The sequence below is a fragment of the Achromobacter sp. JCM 18799 genome (genome assembly GCF_055395645.1).
Window position 1 is genome coordinate 2,135,223 of the sequence record NZ_AP043866.1, and the last position, 18,180, is coordinate 2,153,402.

Annotated in this window: 21 protein-coding genes; 12 read left to right on the forward strand and 9 right to left on the reverse strand. The window is 68.0% G+C overall.

Annotated features, from left to right (window positions below):
- The first annotated feature begins 117 nt into the window (after positions 1-117).
- Complete coding sequence (locus ACZ5YA_RS10115) at positions 118-579, forward strand: DUF1801 domain-containing protein (RefSeq protein ID WP_059372553.1); 462 nt, start codon at positions 118-120, stop codon at positions 577-579.
- A gap of 39 nt (positions 580-618) precedes the next feature.
- Here ACZ5YA_RS10115 and ACZ5YA_RS10120 read toward each other — a convergent pair whose 3' ends face one another.
- Entirely contained in the window at positions 619-1,575 is a 957-nt protein-coding gene (locus ACZ5YA_RS10120; RefSeq protein ID WP_118932489.1) for a LysR family transcriptional regulator, read from the reverse strand.
- Between the two features lie 160 nt (positions 1,576-1,735).
- On the opposite strand from ACZ5YA_RS10120, the gene ACZ5YA_RS10125 reads away from it, so the two are divergent.
- Positions 1,736-2,746 (forward strand): Bug family tripartite tricarboxylate transporter substrate binding protein, encoded by a 1,011-nt coding sequence (locus ACZ5YA_RS10125; protein ID WP_059372549.1) that lies wholly within the window; start codon positions 1,736-1,738, stop codon positions 2,744-2,746.
- A gap of 28 nt (positions 2,747-2,774) precedes the next feature.
- The gene (locus ACZ5YA_RS10130; RefSeq protein ID WP_464092455.1) at positions 2,775-4,490 is read left to right on the forward strand and encodes an N-acyl-D-amino-acid deacylase family protein; all 1,716 of its coding nucleotides are present in this window, start codon (positions 2,775-2,777) and stop codon (positions 4,488-4,490) included.
- A 34-nt stretch (positions 4,491-4,524) separates the two neighbouring features.
- Here the strand turns inward: ACZ5YA_RS10130 and ACZ5YA_RS10135 are convergent, their stop codons facing one another.
- On the reverse strand, positions 4,525-5,445 hold the full coding sequence (locus ACZ5YA_RS10135) for a LysR family transcriptional regulator (RefSeq protein WP_306636665.1): 921 nt from the start codon (positions 5,443-5,445) through the stop codon (positions 4,525-4,527).
- A gap of 140 nt (positions 5,446-5,585) precedes the next feature.
- Here ACZ5YA_RS10135 and ACZ5YA_RS10140 point away from each other — a divergent pair, with 140 nt between their 5' ends.
- Entirely contained in the window at positions 5,586-5,990 is a 405-nt protein-coding gene (locus tag ACZ5YA_RS10140) for a RidA family protein (protein WP_464092456.1), read from the forward strand.
- 18 nt (positions 5,991-6,008) lie between these two features.
- Here the strand turns inward: ACZ5YA_RS10140 and ACZ5YA_RS10145 are convergent, their stop codons facing one another.
- The gene (locus ACZ5YA_RS10145) at positions 6,009-6,617 is read right to left on the reverse strand and encodes a helix-turn-helix domain-containing protein (RefSeq protein ID WP_059372540.1); all 609 of its coding nucleotides are present in this window, start codon (positions 6,615-6,617) and stop codon (positions 6,009-6,011) included.
- A gap of 133 nt (positions 6,618-6,750) precedes the next feature.
- On the opposite strand from ACZ5YA_RS10145, the gene ACZ5YA_RS10150 reads away from it, so the two are divergent.
- Together ACZ5YA_RS10150 and ACZ5YA_RS10155 are read left to right on the forward strand one after the other, a co-directional pair.
- Positions 6,751-7,719 (forward strand): Bug family tripartite tricarboxylate transporter substrate binding protein, encoded by a 969-nt coding sequence (locus tag ACZ5YA_RS10150; protein ID WP_464092457.1) that lies wholly within the window; start codon positions 6,751-6,753, stop codon positions 7,717-7,719.
- A 14-nt stretch (positions 7,720-7,733) separates the two neighbouring features.
- The gene (locus tag ACZ5YA_RS10155; RefSeq protein ID WP_059372535.1) at positions 7,734-8,609 is read left to right on the forward strand and encodes a TauD/TfdA dioxygenase family protein; all 876 of its coding nucleotides are present in this window, start codon (positions 7,734-7,736) and stop codon (positions 8,607-8,609) included.
- 27 nt (positions 8,610-8,636) lie between these two features.
- Here the strand turns inward: ACZ5YA_RS10155 and ACZ5YA_RS10160 are convergent, their stop codons facing one another.
- The gene (locus ACZ5YA_RS10160; RefSeq protein ID WP_251881867.1) at positions 8,637-9,116 is read right to left on the reverse strand and encodes a thioesterase family protein; all 480 of its coding nucleotides are present in this window, start codon (positions 9,114-9,116) and stop codon (positions 8,637-8,639) included.
- 361 nt (positions 9,117-9,477) lie between these two features.
- On the opposite strand from ACZ5YA_RS10160, the gene ACZ5YA_RS10165 reads away from it, so the two are divergent.
- The gene (locus ACZ5YA_RS10165; protein WP_118932494.1) at positions 9,478-10,032 is read left to right on the forward strand and encodes a hypothetical protein; all 555 of its coding nucleotides are present in this window, start codon (positions 9,478-9,480) and stop codon (positions 10,030-10,032) included.
- Between the two features lie 15 nt (positions 10,033-10,047).
- The gene (locus ACZ5YA_RS10170; RefSeq protein WP_464092458.1) at positions 10,048-10,503 is read left to right on the forward strand and encodes a GNAT family N-acetyltransferase; all 456 of its coding nucleotides are present in this window, start codon (positions 10,048-10,050) and stop codon (positions 10,501-10,503) included.
- A 5-nt stretch (positions 10,504-10,508) separates the two neighbouring features.
- On the opposite strand, the gene ACZ5YA_RS10175 is transcribed toward ACZ5YA_RS10170, so the two are convergent.
- Positions 10,509-11,489, reverse strand: a complete 981-nt coding sequence (locus ACZ5YA_RS10175; protein WP_118932495.1) for a GlxA family transcriptional regulator — start codon at positions 11,487-11,489, stop codon at positions 10,509-10,511.
- 170 nt (positions 11,490-11,659) lie between these two features.
- Here ACZ5YA_RS10175 and ACZ5YA_RS10180 point away from each other — a divergent pair, with 170 nt between their 5' ends.
- Together ACZ5YA_RS10180 and ACZ5YA_RS10185 are read left to right on the forward strand one after the other, a co-directional pair.
- Positions 11,660-12,016 (forward strand): DUF1428 domain-containing protein, encoded by a 357-nt coding sequence (locus tag ACZ5YA_RS10180; RefSeq protein WP_059372524.1) that lies wholly within the window; start codon positions 11,660-11,662, stop codon positions 12,014-12,016.
- A 52-nt stretch (positions 12,017-12,068) separates the two neighbouring features.
- Complete coding sequence (locus ACZ5YA_RS10185; RefSeq protein ID WP_118932497.1) at positions 12,069-12,572, forward strand: VOC family protein; 504 nt, start codon at positions 12,069-12,071, stop codon at positions 12,570-12,572.
- Here ACZ5YA_RS10185 and ACZ5YA_RS10190 read toward each other — a convergent pair.
- Positions 12,569-13,090: a DUF1993 domain-containing protein gene (locus ACZ5YA_RS10190; RefSeq protein ID WP_118932498.1), complete on the reverse strand. Its 522-nt coding sequence runs from the start codon at positions 13,088-13,090 to the stop codon at positions 12,569-12,571. The genes ACZ5YA_RS10185 and ACZ5YA_RS10190 overlap by 4 nt on opposite strands.
- Positions 13,091-13,203: 113 nt before the next feature.
- Positions 13,204-14,286, reverse strand: a complete 1,083-nt coding sequence (locus tag ACZ5YA_RS10195; RefSeq protein ID WP_059372518.1) for an extracellular catalytic domain type 1 short-chain-length polyhydroxyalkanoate depolymerase — start codon at positions 14,284-14,286, stop codon at positions 13,204-13,206.
- Positions 14,287-14,496: 210 nt separating this feature from the next.
- On the opposite strand from ACZ5YA_RS10195, the gene trhA reads away from it, so the two are divergent.
- Positions 14,497-15,141 (forward strand): PAQR family membrane homeostasis protein TrhA, encoded by a 645-nt coding sequence (gene trhA, locus ACZ5YA_RS10200; protein WP_059372515.1) that lies wholly within the window; start codon positions 14,497-14,499, stop codon positions 15,139-15,141.
- An 18-nt stretch (positions 15,142-15,159) separates the two neighbouring features.
- Here trhA and ACZ5YA_RS10205 read toward each other — a convergent pair whose 3' ends face one another.
- On the reverse strand, positions 15,160-16,347 hold the full coding sequence (locus ACZ5YA_RS10205) for an FAD-dependent oxidoreductase (RefSeq protein ID WP_118932500.1): 1,188 nt from the start codon (positions 16,345-16,347) through the stop codon (positions 15,160-15,162).
- Positions 16,348-16,410: 63 nt separating this feature from the next.
- Entirely contained in the window at positions 16,411-17,178 is a 768-nt protein-coding gene (locus ACZ5YA_RS10210; RefSeq protein ID WP_118932501.1) for an AraC family transcriptional regulator, read from the reverse strand.
- A 175-nt stretch (positions 17,179-17,353) separates the two neighbouring features.
- Between ACZ5YA_RS10210 and ACZ5YA_RS10215 the strand changes: the two genes are divergently transcribed.
- Entirely contained in the window at positions 17,354-18,166 is an 813-nt protein-coding gene (locus ACZ5YA_RS10215) for a sulfite exporter TauE/SafE family protein (protein ID WP_118932502.1), read from the forward strand.
- Positions 18,167-18,180: the final 14 nt, after the last annotated feature.

Sequence of the window (18,180 nt, forward strand, 5' to 3'; positions counted from 1 at the left end):
CTCCCAGGTTGCTGGTCAGTGGCCGCGGCAAGAAAACACTTCCAGTCCGCCGCGTGCCGGAATGCAGATAGTCTTTCACTTCAAGTCGACTTGAGGTCAAGCAAAAGGAGCCCGTGCATGGCAGAAAAGTCCCCCGCAAAATCGGTGAAAACCAGCAGGCAGGCAGATTCAGATTCGCAACCCGTCCTGCTGTCCGGCGGCAATCCCCAGATCGCCAAAGGCGCGGGCGACGCGCCGGTGCAGGCCTACATCGCGGCCATGCCGGGCTGGAAAAGCGATCTCGGACGCCGCCTGGACGCGTTGATCGAGCGCGCCGCGCCCGGCGTGCAGAAGGCGGTCAAGTGGAACTCGCCGCTGTATGGCCTGGACGGCCAGGCCTGGTTCCTGAGCATCCATTGCTTTACCAAGTACGTGAAGGTAGCGTTCTTTCGCGGCGCGCAGCTGCGGCCCGTGCCGCCGGGGCCATCCAAGAGCCAGGACACGCGTTATCTCGACATCCGCGAGGACGACGAGCTGGACGAAGCGCAGTTCATGGACTGGGTGCAGCAGGCCAGCGCGCTGCCCGGCGAACGGATGTAGGCGCGGATCCAGGCATTCAGCCGCCCTCGGGCCGGGATGCTAGCGCCGTGCCCGGCGCTTCTTCCCGGCGGCGGCCTGCGGCCCGGCCGCGCCGGACAGCAGGTCCTGCACCAGCTCGATGACCCGCTCGGCGGTCGGGGACAGCGTGCGGCGCGCGCGGTGGATGACGCTGTAGGTCAGCGGGCCGGCGGCGGGATAGGAGAGCGGCAAGGGCTCCAGCACGCCCTGCGCCAGCTCGGCCGCGATGGCCTCGCGCGTGCAGAACAGCACCACGTCGCTACCCAGCGCCACCTCGCGCAGCGTGGCGACGCTGTCGCATTCGAAGGCGATGGGCAGGTCTTCCGGGCGCGCCACCTGGTACAGCCGGGCCAGGTACTCGCGCGCCCGCAGCGGCAGGTCGGTGGCGGCCAGCCGGTACTGCGCCAGCGCGGCGCGCAGTCGCGGCTTGCCCAGGCCCTGCAGCGGATGGCCGGCGCGCGTGAACAGGCCGCCGTGCTGCGGCGGCAAGGGCCGCACCGAAAAGTCATCGGGCGGCGGCAGGCTGTGCGTCACGGCCACCGCGAAATCCAGCTTGTCCTGCTGCAGCTTGTCCAGCAGGCGCTGCCAGCTTTCGATCTCGACGTGCACGCTCAAGCCCGGATGTTCGCGCGCGATGCGCACCAGCAGCGGCGACAGGAATCCGGCCGCCGGAAACGCCCCCACGCCCAGATTCACGCGGCCAGTGTCGTGGCCGCGGATCAATTCGGCTTCGCGCCGCAGGTCGCGGGTTTCTGCCAGGATGCGCTGCGCGCGCTCCAGCACCATGCGCCCGGCCTGCGTGGGCGTGACGCCCGTGGACGCCCGGTCCACCAGCACCAGGCCCAGCGAGTCCTCCAGCGACTGGATGCTGCGGGTCAACGCGGACTGCGTCAGATGCAGCCGCTGCGCCGCGCGGGAGTAGTGCTTTTCCTCGACCAGCACGGCGTAGTGCTGGAGCGACCGTATTGTGAGGCTCATGTATTTTTCTCATCAATATTGCGCCAAATATGCATTTGATTGAGCGCAAAGGCAAGACTACAAAAGACTTGCCGCGACGGAAAATTGCAGCGCCGGCGCCCTGTGGTGAACCTCATTCCAGAGCAATGCCTGACATTGCCTACCCCCAGGAGGAGACAATATGAACCGCAAGTCGTTCTTGAAGCTGTTGGGTAGCGGCGGGGCTGCCATGCTGGGCGCCCTGGCCTGTCTTTCGGCGACGGCCGCGCCGGTGACGCAGGCCCCACCCTGGCCGGGCGGCGGCAAGCCCATCCGCCTGGTGGTGCCGTTTCCGGCCGGGTCCGGGTCGGACGCGCTGGCGCGCATGCTGGCGATGAAGGTCACGCAACGCACCGGGGCGCCAGTCATCGTCGACAACAAGCCCGGCGCCGGCACCATGATAGGCGCGCAGGAAGTGGCCCGCGCCAGCCCCGATGGCTACACCCTGCTCTACACCATCGTCGTCACGCACACGCAGAATCCGCATCTGTACAAAAAGCTGCCCTACGACCCGGTGAAGGATTTCACCCCGGTCATCCAGGTGGTGCGCTCGGCCACCGTGCTGGTCGCCAACAAGGACGCGCCCTTTTCGACCACGGCGCAGATGATCGACTACGCCCGGGCCAATCCTGGCAAGCTGAACTTCGCTTCCTACAGCCCCGGGTCCACCTCGCATCTGAACGGCGAGATACTCAAGCAACAGACCGGCATCGACATCGTGCACGTGCCCTACAAGGGCACCGCCGACGCCAGCCGCGCGCTGTTGGCGGGCGACGTCCAGGTCTATTTCGACGGCACGGCCACCGCCGTGGAGAACGCGCGCGCCGGCAAGGTCAAGCTGCTGGGCCCGGCCACCGACCGCCGCCTGAGCGTGCTGCCGGACCTGCCTACCCTGAAGGAGCAAGGCATACCCGGGCTGGACATCGTCGGCTGGCAGGGCATTTTCGGCCCCGGCGACATGCCGCCGGCGCTGGCGGAGCGCGTGGCCCAGGTGTTCCGCGAGGCGCTGGAAACACCCGAAGTGACGCAGAGCATCGTGTCGCAGGGCAATGAGGTCAGCGGCGCGGGACCGAAGGAATTCTCGCAGATCGTCCAGCGGGACAGCGAACGCTGGGGCGCGGTGATCAAGCGCATCGGCCTGGTCCTCCAATAAACCCGGCGCGTATCGAAAGGAGAGCGCAATGCATGATCTGGTCATCCGCGGCGGCACGATCGTCGATGGGTCGGGCCGGCCCCGCTACCAGGCGGACCTGGCGATCGAAGATGGACGCGTGGTCCAGGCCGAAGGCCGGGCCGGCGCCGCCCGCCGCGAGATCCGCGCAGACGGCTGCCTGGTCGCCCCGGGCTGGGTGGACATCCACACCCACTACGACGGCCAGGCCACCTGGGACCCGTACCTCAGCCCTTCCACCTGGCACGGCGTCACCACGGCCATCATGGGCAACTGCGGCGTGGGCTTCGCTCCCGTCAAGCCCGAGCGGCGCGAATGGCTGATCAAGGTCATGGAGGGCGTCGAGGACATCCCCGGCTCGGTGCTGTCCGAAGGCATCCAGTGGGACTGGGAGACCTTTCCCGAATACCTGGATGCGCTGGACCGCCGCCCCAAGGCCCTGGACGTGGGCGCGCAGATCCCGCACAGCGCGGTGCGCGCCTATGTGATGGGCGAACGCGCCATCCACCACGACGAGGCCTCGCCCGCCGACCTGATCGCCATGCGCGAAGTGGTGCGCGCAGCGCTGGAGGCCGGCGCGGTGGGCTTTTCCACCTCGCGCACCTTCCTGCACAAGTACGACGAGCGCAAGTATCCGCCCGGCACCTTCGCCACCGGCGAGGAGATCACCGCCCTGGGCTCGGTCATGGGCGAAGTCGGACATGGCGTGTTCCAGATGACCGCCAACCATCCCGCCATGGAAGGCGAAATGCCCTGGCTGGAGCAACTGGCCCGCCACAACCGCCTGCCCGTGCTGTTCAACCTGCAGCAGACCGACGCCGCGCCGGATGTGTGGAAGCAGATCGCCAGCAGCCTGGACCGGGCGCACCGCGAAGGCGTGCCGCTGCTGGCAGGCATCAGCGGACGTCCGCTGGGCATCCTGTTTTCGTGGCAGAGCACACTGCATCCGTTCATCGCGCATCCCAGCTACCAGGCGCTGCATGCCCTGCCGCTGGCGGAAAAGCTGGCCCGCCTGCGCGACCCCGCCACGCGCAGCCGCATCATGAACGAACAGCGCGGCCTGCTGGACCGACGCGCCGAAACGCTGTTCAGCAGCTTCCACAAGATCTACCGGCTGGGCAGCGATCCCGACTACGAGCCGCTACCCGAGGAAAGCGTGGCCGCCATGGCGCAGCGCAGCGGCCGCGCGCCGTTGGAGATCGTCTACGACCTGATGCCGGAGAACGAAGGCCAGGCCATCCTGTACTACCCGTCGTTCAACTATTCGTACGAGAACCTGGACCATCTGCACCAGCTGATGCAGCAGCCCTACACGGTCAACAGCCTGTCCGATGGCGGCGCGCATTGCGGCTACATCTGCGACGTGAGCATGCCCACCTTCATGCTCAGCCACTGGGCCCGCGACCGCCGCCGCGGCCCGCTGCTGGACCTGGAGCACGTGGTCAAGCGCCAGACGCGCGACACCGCCAGCGTGTACGGGCTGCTGGACCGGGGCCTGCTGCAGCCTGGCTACAAGGCCGACGTCAACATCATCGATCCCGATGCGGTACGCGTGCATTGCCCGGAGATGGTGTTCGACCTGCCCGGCGGGGGCCGCCGCCTGATCCAGCGCGCCGACGGCTACGTGGCCACGCTGGTCAACGGTCTGCCGATTTTCGAAGGCGGCGCGGCCACCGGCGAACTGCCGGGCAAGCTGCTGCGCGGCGCACGCAGCCAGCAGGTTTGAACAAGGCAAGGCCGGTCCGGGTCGCGCGCGAGGCTCAGGCGCGCGGCGGCTCGGGCGTGTACTGCCCCAACAGCCCGGCGACCCAATCGATGAACACGCGCAGCTTGGCGCTCACGTGCCGGTTGGGCGGAAACGCCACGTACATCGGCATGGAATCCAGGCGCCAGTCCTGGAACAGCGGCACCAGCTCGCCGCTGTCGACGTGAGCGCGTGACATATAGTCGGGCAGCCAGAGCACTCCCAGCCCGGCCAGACCGGCCGCCAGATAGGCGTTGCCGTCGTCGACCGCCAGCACATGGCGGCCATGCACCTTGATGCTCTCGCCGTCGCGGCGCATGGCGTAGGGCAGCGCCTTGCCGTTGCGCGCCCATAGAAAGCCCACGATGCGGTGGTGCGTGTCCTCCAGCTCGCGCGGATGCGCGGGCGTGCCGGCGCGCTCCAGGTACTCCGGCGCCGCGTACACGCCCAGCCGCAGATCGCCCACGCGGCGCGCCATCAGCGACTGGTCGGCGAGTTCGCCGCCGCGCACCACGCAGTCGACGTTCTCGCCGATCAGATCGACGATCCGGTCGCTCACGCCCATGTCCAGCTGGATGTCGGGGTACTGCGCGTGGAACGCCGGCAATGCCGGCACCAGCACCAGGCGCGCCAGCGGGCTGGGCACGTCCACGCGCAAACGCCCCCGCGGCGCCGCCGAGGCCCCGGACAGGCTGGTCTCGGCATCGTCCATATCGGCCAGCAGCCGCAGCACGCGTTCATAGTAGGCCGCGCCGTCGGCCGTCACGTTGACCTTGCGGGTGGTGCGGTTCAGCAGCTTGACGCGCAAGCGCGCCTCCAATTGCTGCACCAGTTGCGTCACGCTGGTCTTGCTCATGTGCAGGGTCTCGGCCGCCTTGGTGAAGCTGCCGGTTTCCACCACGCGGGCAAAGGCCTGCATCGCGTCGAAACGGTCCATCTCTGCTCCCGCTCTTCCAGATTATTTGGATTCTACAAACAGTGATGGCTGGACTTGCCCGTTTATCGCGGCGACGCGGCCGCCTACAGTCCCTGCATCGTTAACGCCGGGCCGCAAGCGGCCCACAGATGGAGATAAGCATGACCCAACGCGACGTCGTTTTTCCGCCCGGCCGCCAGGCCCTGTATGAACGCAACCGCTATTCCCCCGCGATCCGCTCCAACGGCTTTCTGTTCGTTTCGGGACAGGTCGGCAGCCGCGACGACGGCACGCCGGAGCCGGACCTGCAGGCGCAAGTCCGGCTTGCGTTCCGCAACTTGCAGGCCGTGCTGGCGGCGGCCGGCTGCAGCTTCGACGACGTGGTCGACGTGACGGTGTTCATGGTCGATCCGGCGGCCAAGTTCGAGAAAATCTGGCAGGTGGTGCCGAAGTACTGGGGCGAGGCGCCGCATCCGACGCTGACCGCGGTGGGCGTGACCTGGCTATACGGCTTCGACTTCGAGATCAAGGTGATCGCGAAATTGCCGCAAGCTGCCGAAAACTGAATCCCCGCCACGCCACGCTCACACCACGCCGACCCGGATCACCCCGGCGATGGTCTGCGCCGCCTGCTGCAAGGCGGGTACCATGTCGGCTTCCAGCCGGTTCCCTTCCACTTCCGGGGCGGCCACCGAAATCCCCACCGACAACAGGCGCGAGCCGGCCTGCGGCACGGGCACGGCCACCGACACCTGGTTGCTGTCCGGATAGTCGAACCGGGTCCACTCCCCCGGCGCCAGGCGCAAGCCGCCGGCCAGCGCGCTGGCCGGCGGCAGCACGCTGCCCACGCGCAGGTTCATCACCACCAGGCGGCGGCGTTCGGCCGGCGCCATGGCGCGGCCGATGATGATCACGCCTTCGGGGTTGGCCTCGCCCAGGTTGGACGTGCCGGAATAGGCGTCGGCCAGGTTCTGCAGGATCTCCTGCACGGCGTCCGTCACGCCCAGGCTTTCCATGGCGGCAAAACCCAGTTCGAACACCAGCGGCGTAAGGCGCCAGCGGCTGTCTTCGCGCGCCGCGTAGCCCTCTTCTTCCAGCGTCTGCAGAAACCGCAGCACGGTCGCGTGCGGCAGGTCCACGGCGCGGGCCAGTTCGGCCAGCGTGGGCCGGCCGTTGCCGCGGAAGGCCCGCATGATGGATAGACACCGTTGAATCGATCTATTATTCTTCAATCGTTCACCTAATAAACGTATTGATCACTAGGTGAACGATACACATAAACGACGCTCCCGGCAAGACCGGCGAGCCCGGGAAGGAGACATAGCTATGAAACGCATCGCACTCGCCTTGGCGGCGGGTCTCGTGTTCTGTACGGGATCCGCCGCGGCGCAAGCAACCTGGCCGGCGCAGCCAGTCAAATGGATCGTGCCCTACCCGCCGGGCGGATCGACCGACATGCTGGCCCGCTTGGTCAGCCACAAGCTCGGCGAACGGTTGGGCCAGCCCGTCATCGTCGAGAACAAGGCCGGGGCCGGCGGCAACATCGGCACCGATTTCGCGGTCAAGCAGCCGGCCGACGGCTACACCATCGTGATGGGCAATATCGGCCCCATCTCCATCAACCCCGCCCTCTATCCGGACCTGCCCTACAAGCCGCAGCGCGACCTGGCGCCCGTCACGATGCTGATGAGCGTGCCCAACCTGCTGGTGGTCAATCCCGCGCTGCCGGTGCGCTCGGTGCAGGAACTGATCGCCTACGCGAAGAAGTCGAAAGCGCCGCTGGACTACGCCACCCCCGGCGCCGGCACCTCGCTGCACCTGGCGGGCGAACTGTTCGCCTCGTCCGCAGGCGTGCGCCTGACCCACGTGCCTTACCGCGGCAGCGCGCCGGGCTTGAACGACACCGTGGCGGGCCACGTGCCGATGATGTTCGACAACATGCCGTCGGCGCTGCAACTGGTGAAGGCCGGCAAGCTGCGCGCGCTGGCGATCACCAGCACGGCGCGCTCGCCGCAGCTGCCCGACGTGCCGACGATGGCGGAGGCCGGCCTGCCGGGCTACGAGATCGCCGGATGGTTCGGCGTGCTGGCGCCGGCGGCCACGCCCAAGCCCATCGTCGAGCGCCTGAACAAGGAACTGCTGGCCGTGCTGGCCATGCCCGACGTGCGCGAACAGATCGGCGCCATGGGCGGCATCATTTCGGCCGAAGGGCCAGCGGACTTCAGTCGCTACATCGCGGCGGAAACCGACAAGTGGGGCGCGCTGGTGAGCAAGGCGCAGATCAAGCTTCAATAGGCAAGGAGACAAGCATGACCACGTATCGCCATCTGGAAACCCAACCGATAGCCGGCGCGCTGGGCGCCGAAATCCGCGGCATCGACCTGTCACGGCCGCTGTCGGACGACCAGTTCGACGAGGTGCGCAACGCGCTGCACGAGCACCTGGTGGTGTTCTTCCGCGACCAGCAGCTGACGCCGCAGCAGCATATCGATTTCAGCTCGCGCTTCGGCGAGCTGCTGGAAGTGCCTTTCGTGCGGGCGCTGGAAGGACACCCCACCATTCTGCCCGTCATGAAGGGCCGCGCCGAAACCACCCGGCGCCTGTTCGGCGGACTGTGGCACACGGACATGAGCTACGCCGAAGAACCGCCGCTGGGCTCGGCGCTCTACGGCCGCGTCATTCCACCCTACGGCGGCGACACCATGTGGGCGAACATGTACCGCGCCTACGACGCGCTGTCGGACCGGCTGAAGCAGATCCTGGACGGGCTGGGCGCGGTGCACAGCGCGGTGCGCTCCTATGGCGCGGGCGGCGCGGTGGTGAACAACGGCGACCCCGCCCACAAGATGGACGTGCGCACCGACGACCGCGCCACGAGCGAGGTGATCCACCCCGTGGTGCGCGTACACCCGGCCACGGGCAGGAAGGCGCTGTACGTGAACAGCACCTACACCTTGCGCTTTGACGGCATGACCCAGGAAGAAAGCGAGCCCCTGCTGCAATTCCTGTACCGCCACGCGGCGCGGCCGGAGTTCACCTGCCGCTTCCGCTGGGCGCCGGGCTCGCTGGCGCTGTGGGACAACCGCTGCACCCAGCACCTGGCCATGAACGACTACGACGGCTTCGACCGCGAGATGCACCGCACCACGATCTCGGGCGACCGGCCGATCGCGGTCGCGCGCTGAGCGGTCAGGCCGGTCAGGCGCGATGACTCAACGCGGCGGCTTCAGCGGCAAGAGCCGCCGGTAGCCGGCCGGCAGCGGCTGGGCGGCGTGCGCCGCGACCGTGCGCGCCAGCCGTTGCGCCAGCTCCGGCGGAAACGGCTTGGCGCGCCGCGTTTCCAGGTCCACGTGCAGCGACAGCTGCTCCATCGTGGCCGCGACGTAGCCGTCGCGGGTCTGCATCAGCTCCATCAGGCACAGCAGGCGCTTGTCGTCCGCTTCCAGCAGGCGGATGCGCAGCGCCAGCGGATCGCCCGCCAGCACTTCACGCAAATAGGCCACGTGCACGTTCATCGTGTAGATGCCGCAGCGCGTGGCCTCGGTGTAATCCAGCCCCACCCCCACCTCGCGCAACAACTGGAAGCCGACGCGGTCGAAGATGCCCACGTAATGGGCGGCGTTCATGTGGCCGTACTCGTCGATCCAGGCGGGATCCACGCTCAGGGTCGTGGACGGAAGGACTGATGTCATGGTTTCCTCGGGGGCAGGGTTGGGCGAAGCCCTTGACCATAGCCGACGCCCGCTGATGGAGCAACGCCTGCGACTACGCGGCGGGAAGTCCGCCAAAGGCGGTACGCCCTGCGGACCGCAAGCCGTGCCGGCCATCGCCCATCGAACTCATCCTTTGCGCCAGCCGGCGCCGGCCAGACGGCCGATGCGTCGCCGCGCCGCCGGAACAATCGTCCATATGCGCACGGCCACCTTGCCGATGGTCGAACTGCGCCATATCCCGCACCCTGGCGGACAGGCGTAAATGGACAAGTTCGCGTCTTGATTCTCAAGGCGACGCTGACAACGCGCAGGGGCGCGCGCTCGAGGTCGGGGAACCAAGATGAATATCCTGCTGGCGTTCGCGCCGTTCATCGTGTTTGTCATCATTGAAAGAACCGTCGGCGTGCTGGAAGGGCTTGCCGCCGGCACTTTCGTATCCGCCGGGCTGGTGCTGCGCGACTGGCTCAGCCCCGAGCGGCGCATCAAGATCCTGGAAACCGGCACGCTGCTGCTGTTCATGGGGATGACCCTGTATGCCCCGATGGCGGACGGGGATTCCTGGACCATCGCCCAGGCGCGCCTGCGGGTCGATGCCGGCATGCTGCTTCTGGTGTTGCTGACCCTGGCGCTGCGCCGGCCGTTCGCGCTGGAATACGCACGCGAAAAGGAACCGGAATACGTCTGGAAGAACCGCCGCTACGCGCGCATGAACTATGCCGTGACCACAGCCTGGGCGCTGGCGTTTGCGAGCATGGTGGCGGCCGACGCGTTGCTGCTGTACAAGCCGCAGTTGCCGCAGGCGGTCGCCATCGCAGTGACGGTGGCGGCGCTGGCCGGCGCGATGAAATTCACCGCTTGGTATCCGGACAGAGTGTCGGCTACAACACTCAGGTAGCCCACCCGGGAGAGCATGATGCCCCCTCCAGGAAATGAAGTCGAAGTCGTGCTCGCCACCCAGGCCAGCGCCGCGCTGGTCGCGGCATTCGCCCGTCTCTTGCCGCAACTGTCCAGAACCGCGGCGCCGCTGACGCGCGAGGCGCTGGACGAGATCATCCGATCCCCGTGCACACACCTGTTCGTCGCCACCATGGGCAGCGACAAGCGCATCGTCGGCACGCTGACGCTGGTGCACTTCCGCATTCCCACCGGCGTGCGGGCGTGGATCGAAGACGTGGTGGTGGACGAACAGGCCCGCGGCCTAAAGGTCGGCATGGCGCTGACGCATGCCGCCATCGTCAAAAGCCGCGAACTCGGGGCCAAGACGCTGGACCTGACCTCCAACCCGAGCCGGCTGTCCGCGCACCACCTGTACGAGTCCGCGGGCTTTGTGATGCGCGATACGCGGGTGTACCGGCACCAGGGCTGAAGCCGCTACTGAAAGTGGTAGCGCTCGCGGTAACCCACCGGCGACATGCCGCAATACTTGCTGAAGATGTCGCGGAAGGCCTTGGTGTCGTTGTAGCCGACTTCGTACATGACTTCGGCCACGCTCTTGCGCGAGGTCTCCAGGCGCTTCTTGGCGGCTTCCACCCGCACCCGCTGCACGTACTCGACGATGCTGTTGCCGGTGGCCTGGCGAAAGCGGCGCTCCAGCGTACGGCGTCCCATGGCATGACGGTCCGCCAGTTCCTCGACGGTGATCTTTTCCGTGTAGCGGCCTTCGATGTAATCCTGCACCGCGCGCACGACCTCGTCGGCGTGCGACTTCTGCCCCACGAACACCGAGAACGGCAACTGGCTCTGGCGGCTCCAGTCCAGCTGGAAGTACTTGGCGCACCAGATGGCGGTGTCGCGGTCGGTGTACTTTTCGATCAGGTGCAGCACCAGGTGCGCCGCGGAGAACGCGCCGCCGCTGGTGTAGATGCCGTTGTCCGCCATGACGACGCGGTCGCTGACCCATTGCACGCTGGGAAACAGGCTGGCGTAGAGGTTCTGGGCCACCCAGTGGACCACCGCCTGCTGGCCGTCCAGGACGCCGCCCGCAGCCAGCAGCGCGGCGCCCATGCACAGGCTGGCGACTTCGCCGCCCTCGCGGTGATGGCGCGACAGCCATTCGATCAGTTCGCGGTTGGACAGCACCGCGTCGGACACCGAACCCAGCAGCGGCGGCGCGATGCAGATGTCGATGTCGTGGGCATCGGCCAGGACCATGTCGGCCTGCACCGTGATGCGGCCCTGGTCCAGCCGGACTTCGCGGGTCAGGGCCAGCGTGCGCACCGTGAACCTGGGTTCGCGCCCGTGCGCGGCCAGGTATTCATTGGCGACCAGGAAGCCATGCCGGGCGGTTTCCAGCGAGGCGATGTTCGCCCCCAGGGGCAGTAGGAAGGCGACGTTTTTCATCCTGCAAAGCATACGCCTGCCAACTGTCGCAATCCACCCTCAAGATTGTCGCAATCGCCTATCTGAAATCGCCGGCGATCCCGATACAGTGACACTTACCGGAATGAGATCCGGGGTAGCGCCAAGGCGGCTTGCGGGACGTCCTGGCGCGGAACAGAACAACGTGGATCAAGGAGTTACTGATGGAAAAGTATGTAGACGGCTTCCTGCTGCCCGTACCCAAGGCCAACCTCGAAGCCTACCGGAAGATGGCGCAGCAAGCGCAGACGGTCTGGCTGGAACACGGCGCGCTGGATTACCGCGAATGCGTGGCGGAAGAAATCGACAAGGAAGGCGCCGGCTCGTTCAGCGCCGCCGCGGGCGCGCGCGAGGGGGAAACGGTGGTGTTCGCCTGGATCACCTACCCCAGCAAGGCGGATCGCGACCGGATCAACGCCAAGGTCATGGCGGACCCGCGCCTGGCGGAGCACTGCTGCGACGACGTGTTCGATATCAAGCGCATGTGCTGGGGCGGCTTCACCACTCTGGTAGGCGACTGAGGCGGCGGGATCCGTTCCCGCCCGTTCAAACGGAACAATCTGGAGATACCTCATGGCAAACCCTGCAAGCAAACCCATCCCCGACGGCATGCACACGCTCACCCCGCACATCGTGTGCGAAGGCGCGGCGCAGGCCATCGACTTCTACAAGAAAGCCTTCAACGCCGAGGAACTGGCCCGGCTGCCCGGCCCCAACGGCAAGATCATGCATGCCGCCATACGCATCGGCGATTCCGTGATGATGCTGATGGACGACTTCCCCGAGTGGGGCAGCCTGGGCCCGAAGGCGCTCAAAGGCACGCCCGTGACCCTGCATCTCTACGTGAACGACGTAGACGCCGCCATGAAGCAGGCGGTGGCGGCCGGCGCCCAGGTGACCATGCCCGTGGCGGACATGTTCTGGGGCGACCGCTACGGCCAGGTGGTGGACCCTTGCGGGCACCGCTGGTCCATCGCCACGCACAAGTTCGACCTGACGCCGCAGGAAGTGCAGGAGAACATGGCGAAGATGGGTCCGATGGAAGGCTGCGGCGACGCGTCAAAGAAGCAAGGCTAGGCAGCCGGCTGCGGATACGGCCCCAGGAAATCGAGCTTGCCGATCTTCACGCCCGCGTGGCGCAGGATGGCGTAGGCCGTCGTGACGTGGAAGTAGAAGTTCGGCAGCGCGAACGTCAGCAGGTAGTCGTCGCCGCGGAACTCCTGCTTGAAGTCGCCGAACGCCAGCGAAACCTTGCGGCCTTCGGCGCCATCCAGCCGGTCCGCGGGCACGTCCTGTAGATACGCGACGGTGGCGGCGATGCGCTGCTGCAACTGTTCGAACGTGGTTTCCTCATCCGGAAACTTGGGCGCTTCCACCCGCGACAGGCGCTGCACCGCGAACTTGGACGCGTCGCTGGCGCGCTGGATCTGGCCGCTCAACGGGTACATGTCCGGCGCCAGCCGGGCATTGACCAGTTCGGCCGGGTCCATGCCGGCCGCCGCCGCGTGGTCGGCGGCCTTTTGCAGCAGCGCGGCCAGCACGTTCAGGCCGCGGACGAAGGCAGGCACGCTGGCCTGATACATGGAAAGTGACATGGCTGGACTCCGGACAGGGACGAGGCGGCTGGCGCGGAACGCGCCGGGAATACGCTGATCTTACTGCCGTGGCCGGGACGGGACTGCCGCCCGCTGCGCGGACCGACCCCGGCTTATTCCGCCTGTCCGCGCGCCGCGCGGCGGTGCGTCTGGAAGAAGCGCCAGATCAGCGCCGAGGCATCCGGTCCGTTGCGCGCGTGATAGCGCACCGAGGCGTCGCCGCCGCTCCAGGCGTGCTCCACCAGCGTGATTTCGCATAGCCGCAGCAGCGTGCGGCTGCCGCGCAGCATATCGACGCGACGGTAGGATTTCTCCGTGCCCAGTCCCAGCACGCGCTCGACCGGCACGCTTTCGGGCGGCAGATCGTTGACGGCGCGGAACTGTTCGAACAATTGCCTGGCGTTTCGCGGCGCCACCGTCGGATCCAGCTGCCCCTGCAGAATCATGGCGGGCATGCCCAGGCGGAACACTGCCGGGTCCGCGACTTTTTCCAGCAAGGGCAGCAGCGGCTTGAGCGCGCCGCGCCGCATGGTGCCGATGCCGCCCGCAGCGCTGTGGGCATCGCCCGCAACCGGCCCGGAATGCATGGCCAGGGCGGCAATCAGGCGCGGATGCCGCAAGGCCACCAGCGCGGCCATGCCGGCCCCGGCAGACAATCCCGCGATGTAGACGCGTTCGGGGTCCAGCGCATGCCGGGCGCACTCCGCGCGGATCAGGGCGGCGATCAGGTCCGCTTCCGCCCCGCCGTGCGCGTCATCGGGCTGGAACCAGCGCCAGCAGCGCTGCACCTGACGGGTCATCGATTGCTGCGGATACAGCACCATGAAGCCGCCCGCGTCGGCCCATTGATTCATGCGCGAACCGCGGGCGAACGACAGCGCCGTCTGCCTGCAGCCATGCAGCATCACCACCAGCGGCATGCCGGCGCGCGGCGCCGCGGCGGGCGTGTAGCGCGCGAAAGTGAGACGGCGGCCCTGGGCATCGGAAAATTGCCGGGAGGCTTCCCAGCGGCCGGTCCCCAACGACGGCGCGGCAGCGCTGCGGGAAGCGGAGGCCGCAGCGGGCTTGGCGGCCCGGCGCTTGGGCGCGCTGCGCTTCTTGGCAGCCTTGGGCGTGGCCATGCGCAAGGCCGCGCGCTGCAGCTTGCCGATCTTCTTCGCGGCCTTGAAAAACAAGTTGGTGAAACTGCGCGCCATTGCTGGGCCTCGGCCAGTAAACCTGCGTTTGCTTGCGCGCTGAATGTATCACAGAGTAACTTCCAGGCAGCGCTTTCGGGACGCCGACACGCAGGTCGATTTGCAGTAGATCAAACGGAGACCGCCTCGGCCGCGACCGGCTGGCTCGCCGCCTTGAGCCGCCGCCCCAAAGCGCCTAAGGTGTAGGCCTGAACCAACCTAGACGCATTCATGTTTCCCAACGACAGACCCCAGACCCTGGGCGAGGAAATCGCCAATGCCATCAGCCACGGCGTCGGCGCGGCGGGCGCCGTGGCCTCCGCTCCCATCCTGATCCTGGCCGCCGTGCGCCAGGGCGATGCCGCCTTCATCGCGGGCGCCGCGGTCTTCGCCGCGACGATGTGCCTGCTGTACCTGGCGTCCACCATCTATCACGCGCTGCCCAAGAGCCGCGCCAAGCAGCTCTTCAACGTGCTGGACCATTCCGCCATCTATCTGCTGATCGCGGGCACCTACACGCCTTTCGCCCTGGGCGCCCTGCGCGGCCCCTGGGGCTGGACCCTGTTCGGCCTGGTCTGGGGCATGGCCCTGCTGGGCGTCGGGCTGAAAGCCAGCAAGCGGCTCAACCGCCCCGCCATCTCCACGGGCCTGTATCTGGCGATGGGCTGGCTGGTGATCATCGCGGTCAATCCCCTGATCGAGCGCGTGCCCACGGGCGGCCTGTGGTGGCTGGTGGCGGGCGGGCTGGCCTATACCGGCGGCGTGGTGTTCTTCGTGCTCGACAACCGCTGGCGCTACAGCCATTTCATCTGGCATCTGTTCGTGCTCGCCGGCACTGCGTGCCACTTCTTCGCCGTGCTCTGGTACGCGGCCTGAGGGCCGCCGCGCGGCGGATCAGCCGCGGCCCGGCTCCCCCGGCTGCGGCATGGCGAGCAGGCCGCGCTTCATCAGCGACTTCATCCCGGGCACGAGCAGCCCGCCACCGAACAGCAGGTCGCGCCACAACCCCGGCCCCGAAGCCTGGAAACATGGCGTCAGCGCCCGGCTGAGGCTCTGGTACAGGCGCGAAGGCAATAACCGGCTGCGGGCGTAGCGCGCCGGTCCCGCTGCGGCGCCGTGCTGCCCCAGGGCCCGCGCCAGCGCCATCGCATCCAGCACCGCCAGCGTCGTTCCCAATCCCAGCTGAGGACTCATCGCGTGGCCCGCGTCGCCCACCGCGCAATACGGGCCGGCAGCCAAGCCGCGCGGCCAGGTATGCCGGTATGTGGCCACCGCCAGGTCCTCGTGCCGCGAAATCTGATCCACCACGGGCGCGGCCTCGGGCCACAGGGACAGCATGCGGTCCTTCCAGGCGCCGATGGGCGCGGCGCGCCAGGCCGGCAAGGCGTCGTGCCGGATGCTCCAGAACAGCGACAGCCGCACGCCCTGGGGGCCGATCTCGGTGGGCAGCAGGCCCATCATTTCGCGGGTGCCGCGAAAGCGCTGCAGCAGCTGCGTCGCCCCGCTCCAGCCGGGCGTCCAGAACTGGCCCCACAACGCGCCCCAGGCGTAGGCGCGCGAACTCGCCGCCAGGCCGACCTGCTCGCGCAGCGCGGACGCGGCGCCATCGGCCACCACGAACACATCGAAACTGGACTCGGCGCGGGCTTCCCCCGCGCCGTGCGTCACGTGGGCCCTGCCCTCGCGGGTCGCCAGCGTCTCGACCGGACAGCCGAACGAGAACTCGGCGCCCGCGCGCCGCGCGGCCTCGAACAGCACTCCGCCCAAGGCTGCCCGCGTCACGGCCCGCGCGCCGTCACCCACGTAATCGATGTCCACGACTCGCCAGCCGCGATGCGACAGGCCCAGCAGGCGGTCGATCGGCGCGCCTACGTTCAGCGCCGCGACGTCGACGCCCAGGGATTTGAGCGCGCGCACCCCGGGCGGCTGCAGCAGCAGCCCGGCGCCCAGCGTGGTGAACCCCTGGTGTTTTTCAAAGACGCGCACCTGATGGCCGGCTTGCGCCAGCGCCAGCGCGGCGGCCAGTCCGGCGCTGCCCGCGCCGGCGATGCCGATGGATAACGGCGTATGCGTAGTGGTCATGGAATGGCGTGGCCCGGCGGCCCGAAGGGGCCGCCACGGGAGCCGGCATAGTACCAACTGCCTTCAGCTCTCGCGCAGATACTCGGTGGGCGGGCGGCCCAGCACCCGCCGGAACATCGTGGAGAAGGCCGCCGGGCTCTGGTAGCCGAAATCCAGCGCAATGGCGGTCACCGACTCGCCCGAGGCCAACCGGGCCAAGGCCAGCACCACGCAGGCGCGCTGCCGCCATTCCGAAAACGCCATGCCCGTCTGCTGTCGGAAATGGCGGCTGAAGGTGCGCGGGCTCATGTGCAGGCGCTCGGCCCAGGCCCGCGGCGCGGCGCGCGCGTCAGGCGCCGCGATGAAGGCCTTGCACAAGGGCGCCAGGCGCCTGTCGCGTGGCAGCGGGATATGCAGCGGCAGCACCGGCGCGCGCTCGACCTCATGCAGCAGCAGGGCCGCCAGCGCGCCGTCACGCCCCGCCAGATCGTAGGCGGGAGGCATGTCGACCGCGTCCAGCAATAGCTGCCTCAACAGCGGCGACACCTCGATCACTTCGCAGGCCTCGCGGTCCGCGCGCGCCGAACCCGGCTCGATGTAGGCGCTGCGCGTGCTGACGTCCAGCATTCGGACCTGATGCGTCACGCCGGCCGGGATCCATACCGCGCGCTGCGGCGGCACCACCCAGTTGCCGTCGCGCGTGACCACGTGCATGACGCCGGTTGCGCCATACAACAGTTGCGCGCGGCGATGCGCGTGGGCCGGCAGCAGCCGGCCAGGCGGATAGTCGTTGCCGATGGCGACGACGGCGCGGTCCAGATGGTCGTAGCGGTCGATGTGGGTATTGCGCATAGTCTGGGACGCATGGCCTGTCTGAGGCGCATGGCCTGGGACTCATGGCCTGTTGATGCCGCCTGCCCGGCGGCAGGTCGATTGGCCGAAACTCGAACATTATTGTCTCATCCTCGAAAGCGGGCCACCTTCGGCCGCCGTATCGTGGCGTTTTCCCCCCTGGAAGGACGCAGCAATGCTTTATCTGGTTCTGGCCCTGTTCGGCTGCTTGAGCGGCGTGACGACCGTGCTGTTCGGCTTTGGCGGAGGCTTTGTGGTGGTGCCCGTGCTGTATGCGGTGTTGACGGCGGCGCACGGCGCGCACGACGCCATCGGCCTGGCGGCCATGCACATCGCGGTGGCCACGTCCACCTGCGTCATGATCGTGAATTCGGTGGCGGCCACGCGCAAGCACCAGCGCGCCGGCAACATCCTGCGGGCCTATGTCTGGCCGCTGGCCGGCTTCATCGCCGCAGGCGCGGCGTTGGGCGCGCTCGCCGCCACGCGCGCCAGCGGCGACTTCGTGCGCTACGCCTTCATCGCCTATCTGGGCGTGACCATCCTGGATTGCCTGCTGCGCCAGGGTTTCATGGCCCAGGAGGACGCGCATCCCCGGCCTCTGGACCGCGGCGTCCTGGTCGGCGGCGGCGTGATCATCGGCGCGGTGGCGGCCTTCCTGGGCGTGGGCGGCAGCGTCATGACGGTGCCGCTGCTGCGCCGCCGCGGCCTGCCCATGGCCAAGGCGGCGGCCATGGCCAATCCGCTGACGCTGCCGGTGGCGGTGGTGGGAACACTGACCTACATGGCTGCGGCCGGCGGCCTGGCCGACCCGCTGGCGCCCTGGATCGTGGGCTATGTGGACCTGCTGGCCTTCGCCGCGCTGGCGCTGGGGTCGCTGGCCGGCATCCGGCTGGCCGCGCCGCTGATCCCGCGCATCCCGGACCACCTGCACGCCCGCGTCTACGTGCTGCTGCTGGCGCTGGTGCTGCTGAGCATGCTGATCGTATAGACCCGTCCCGCATA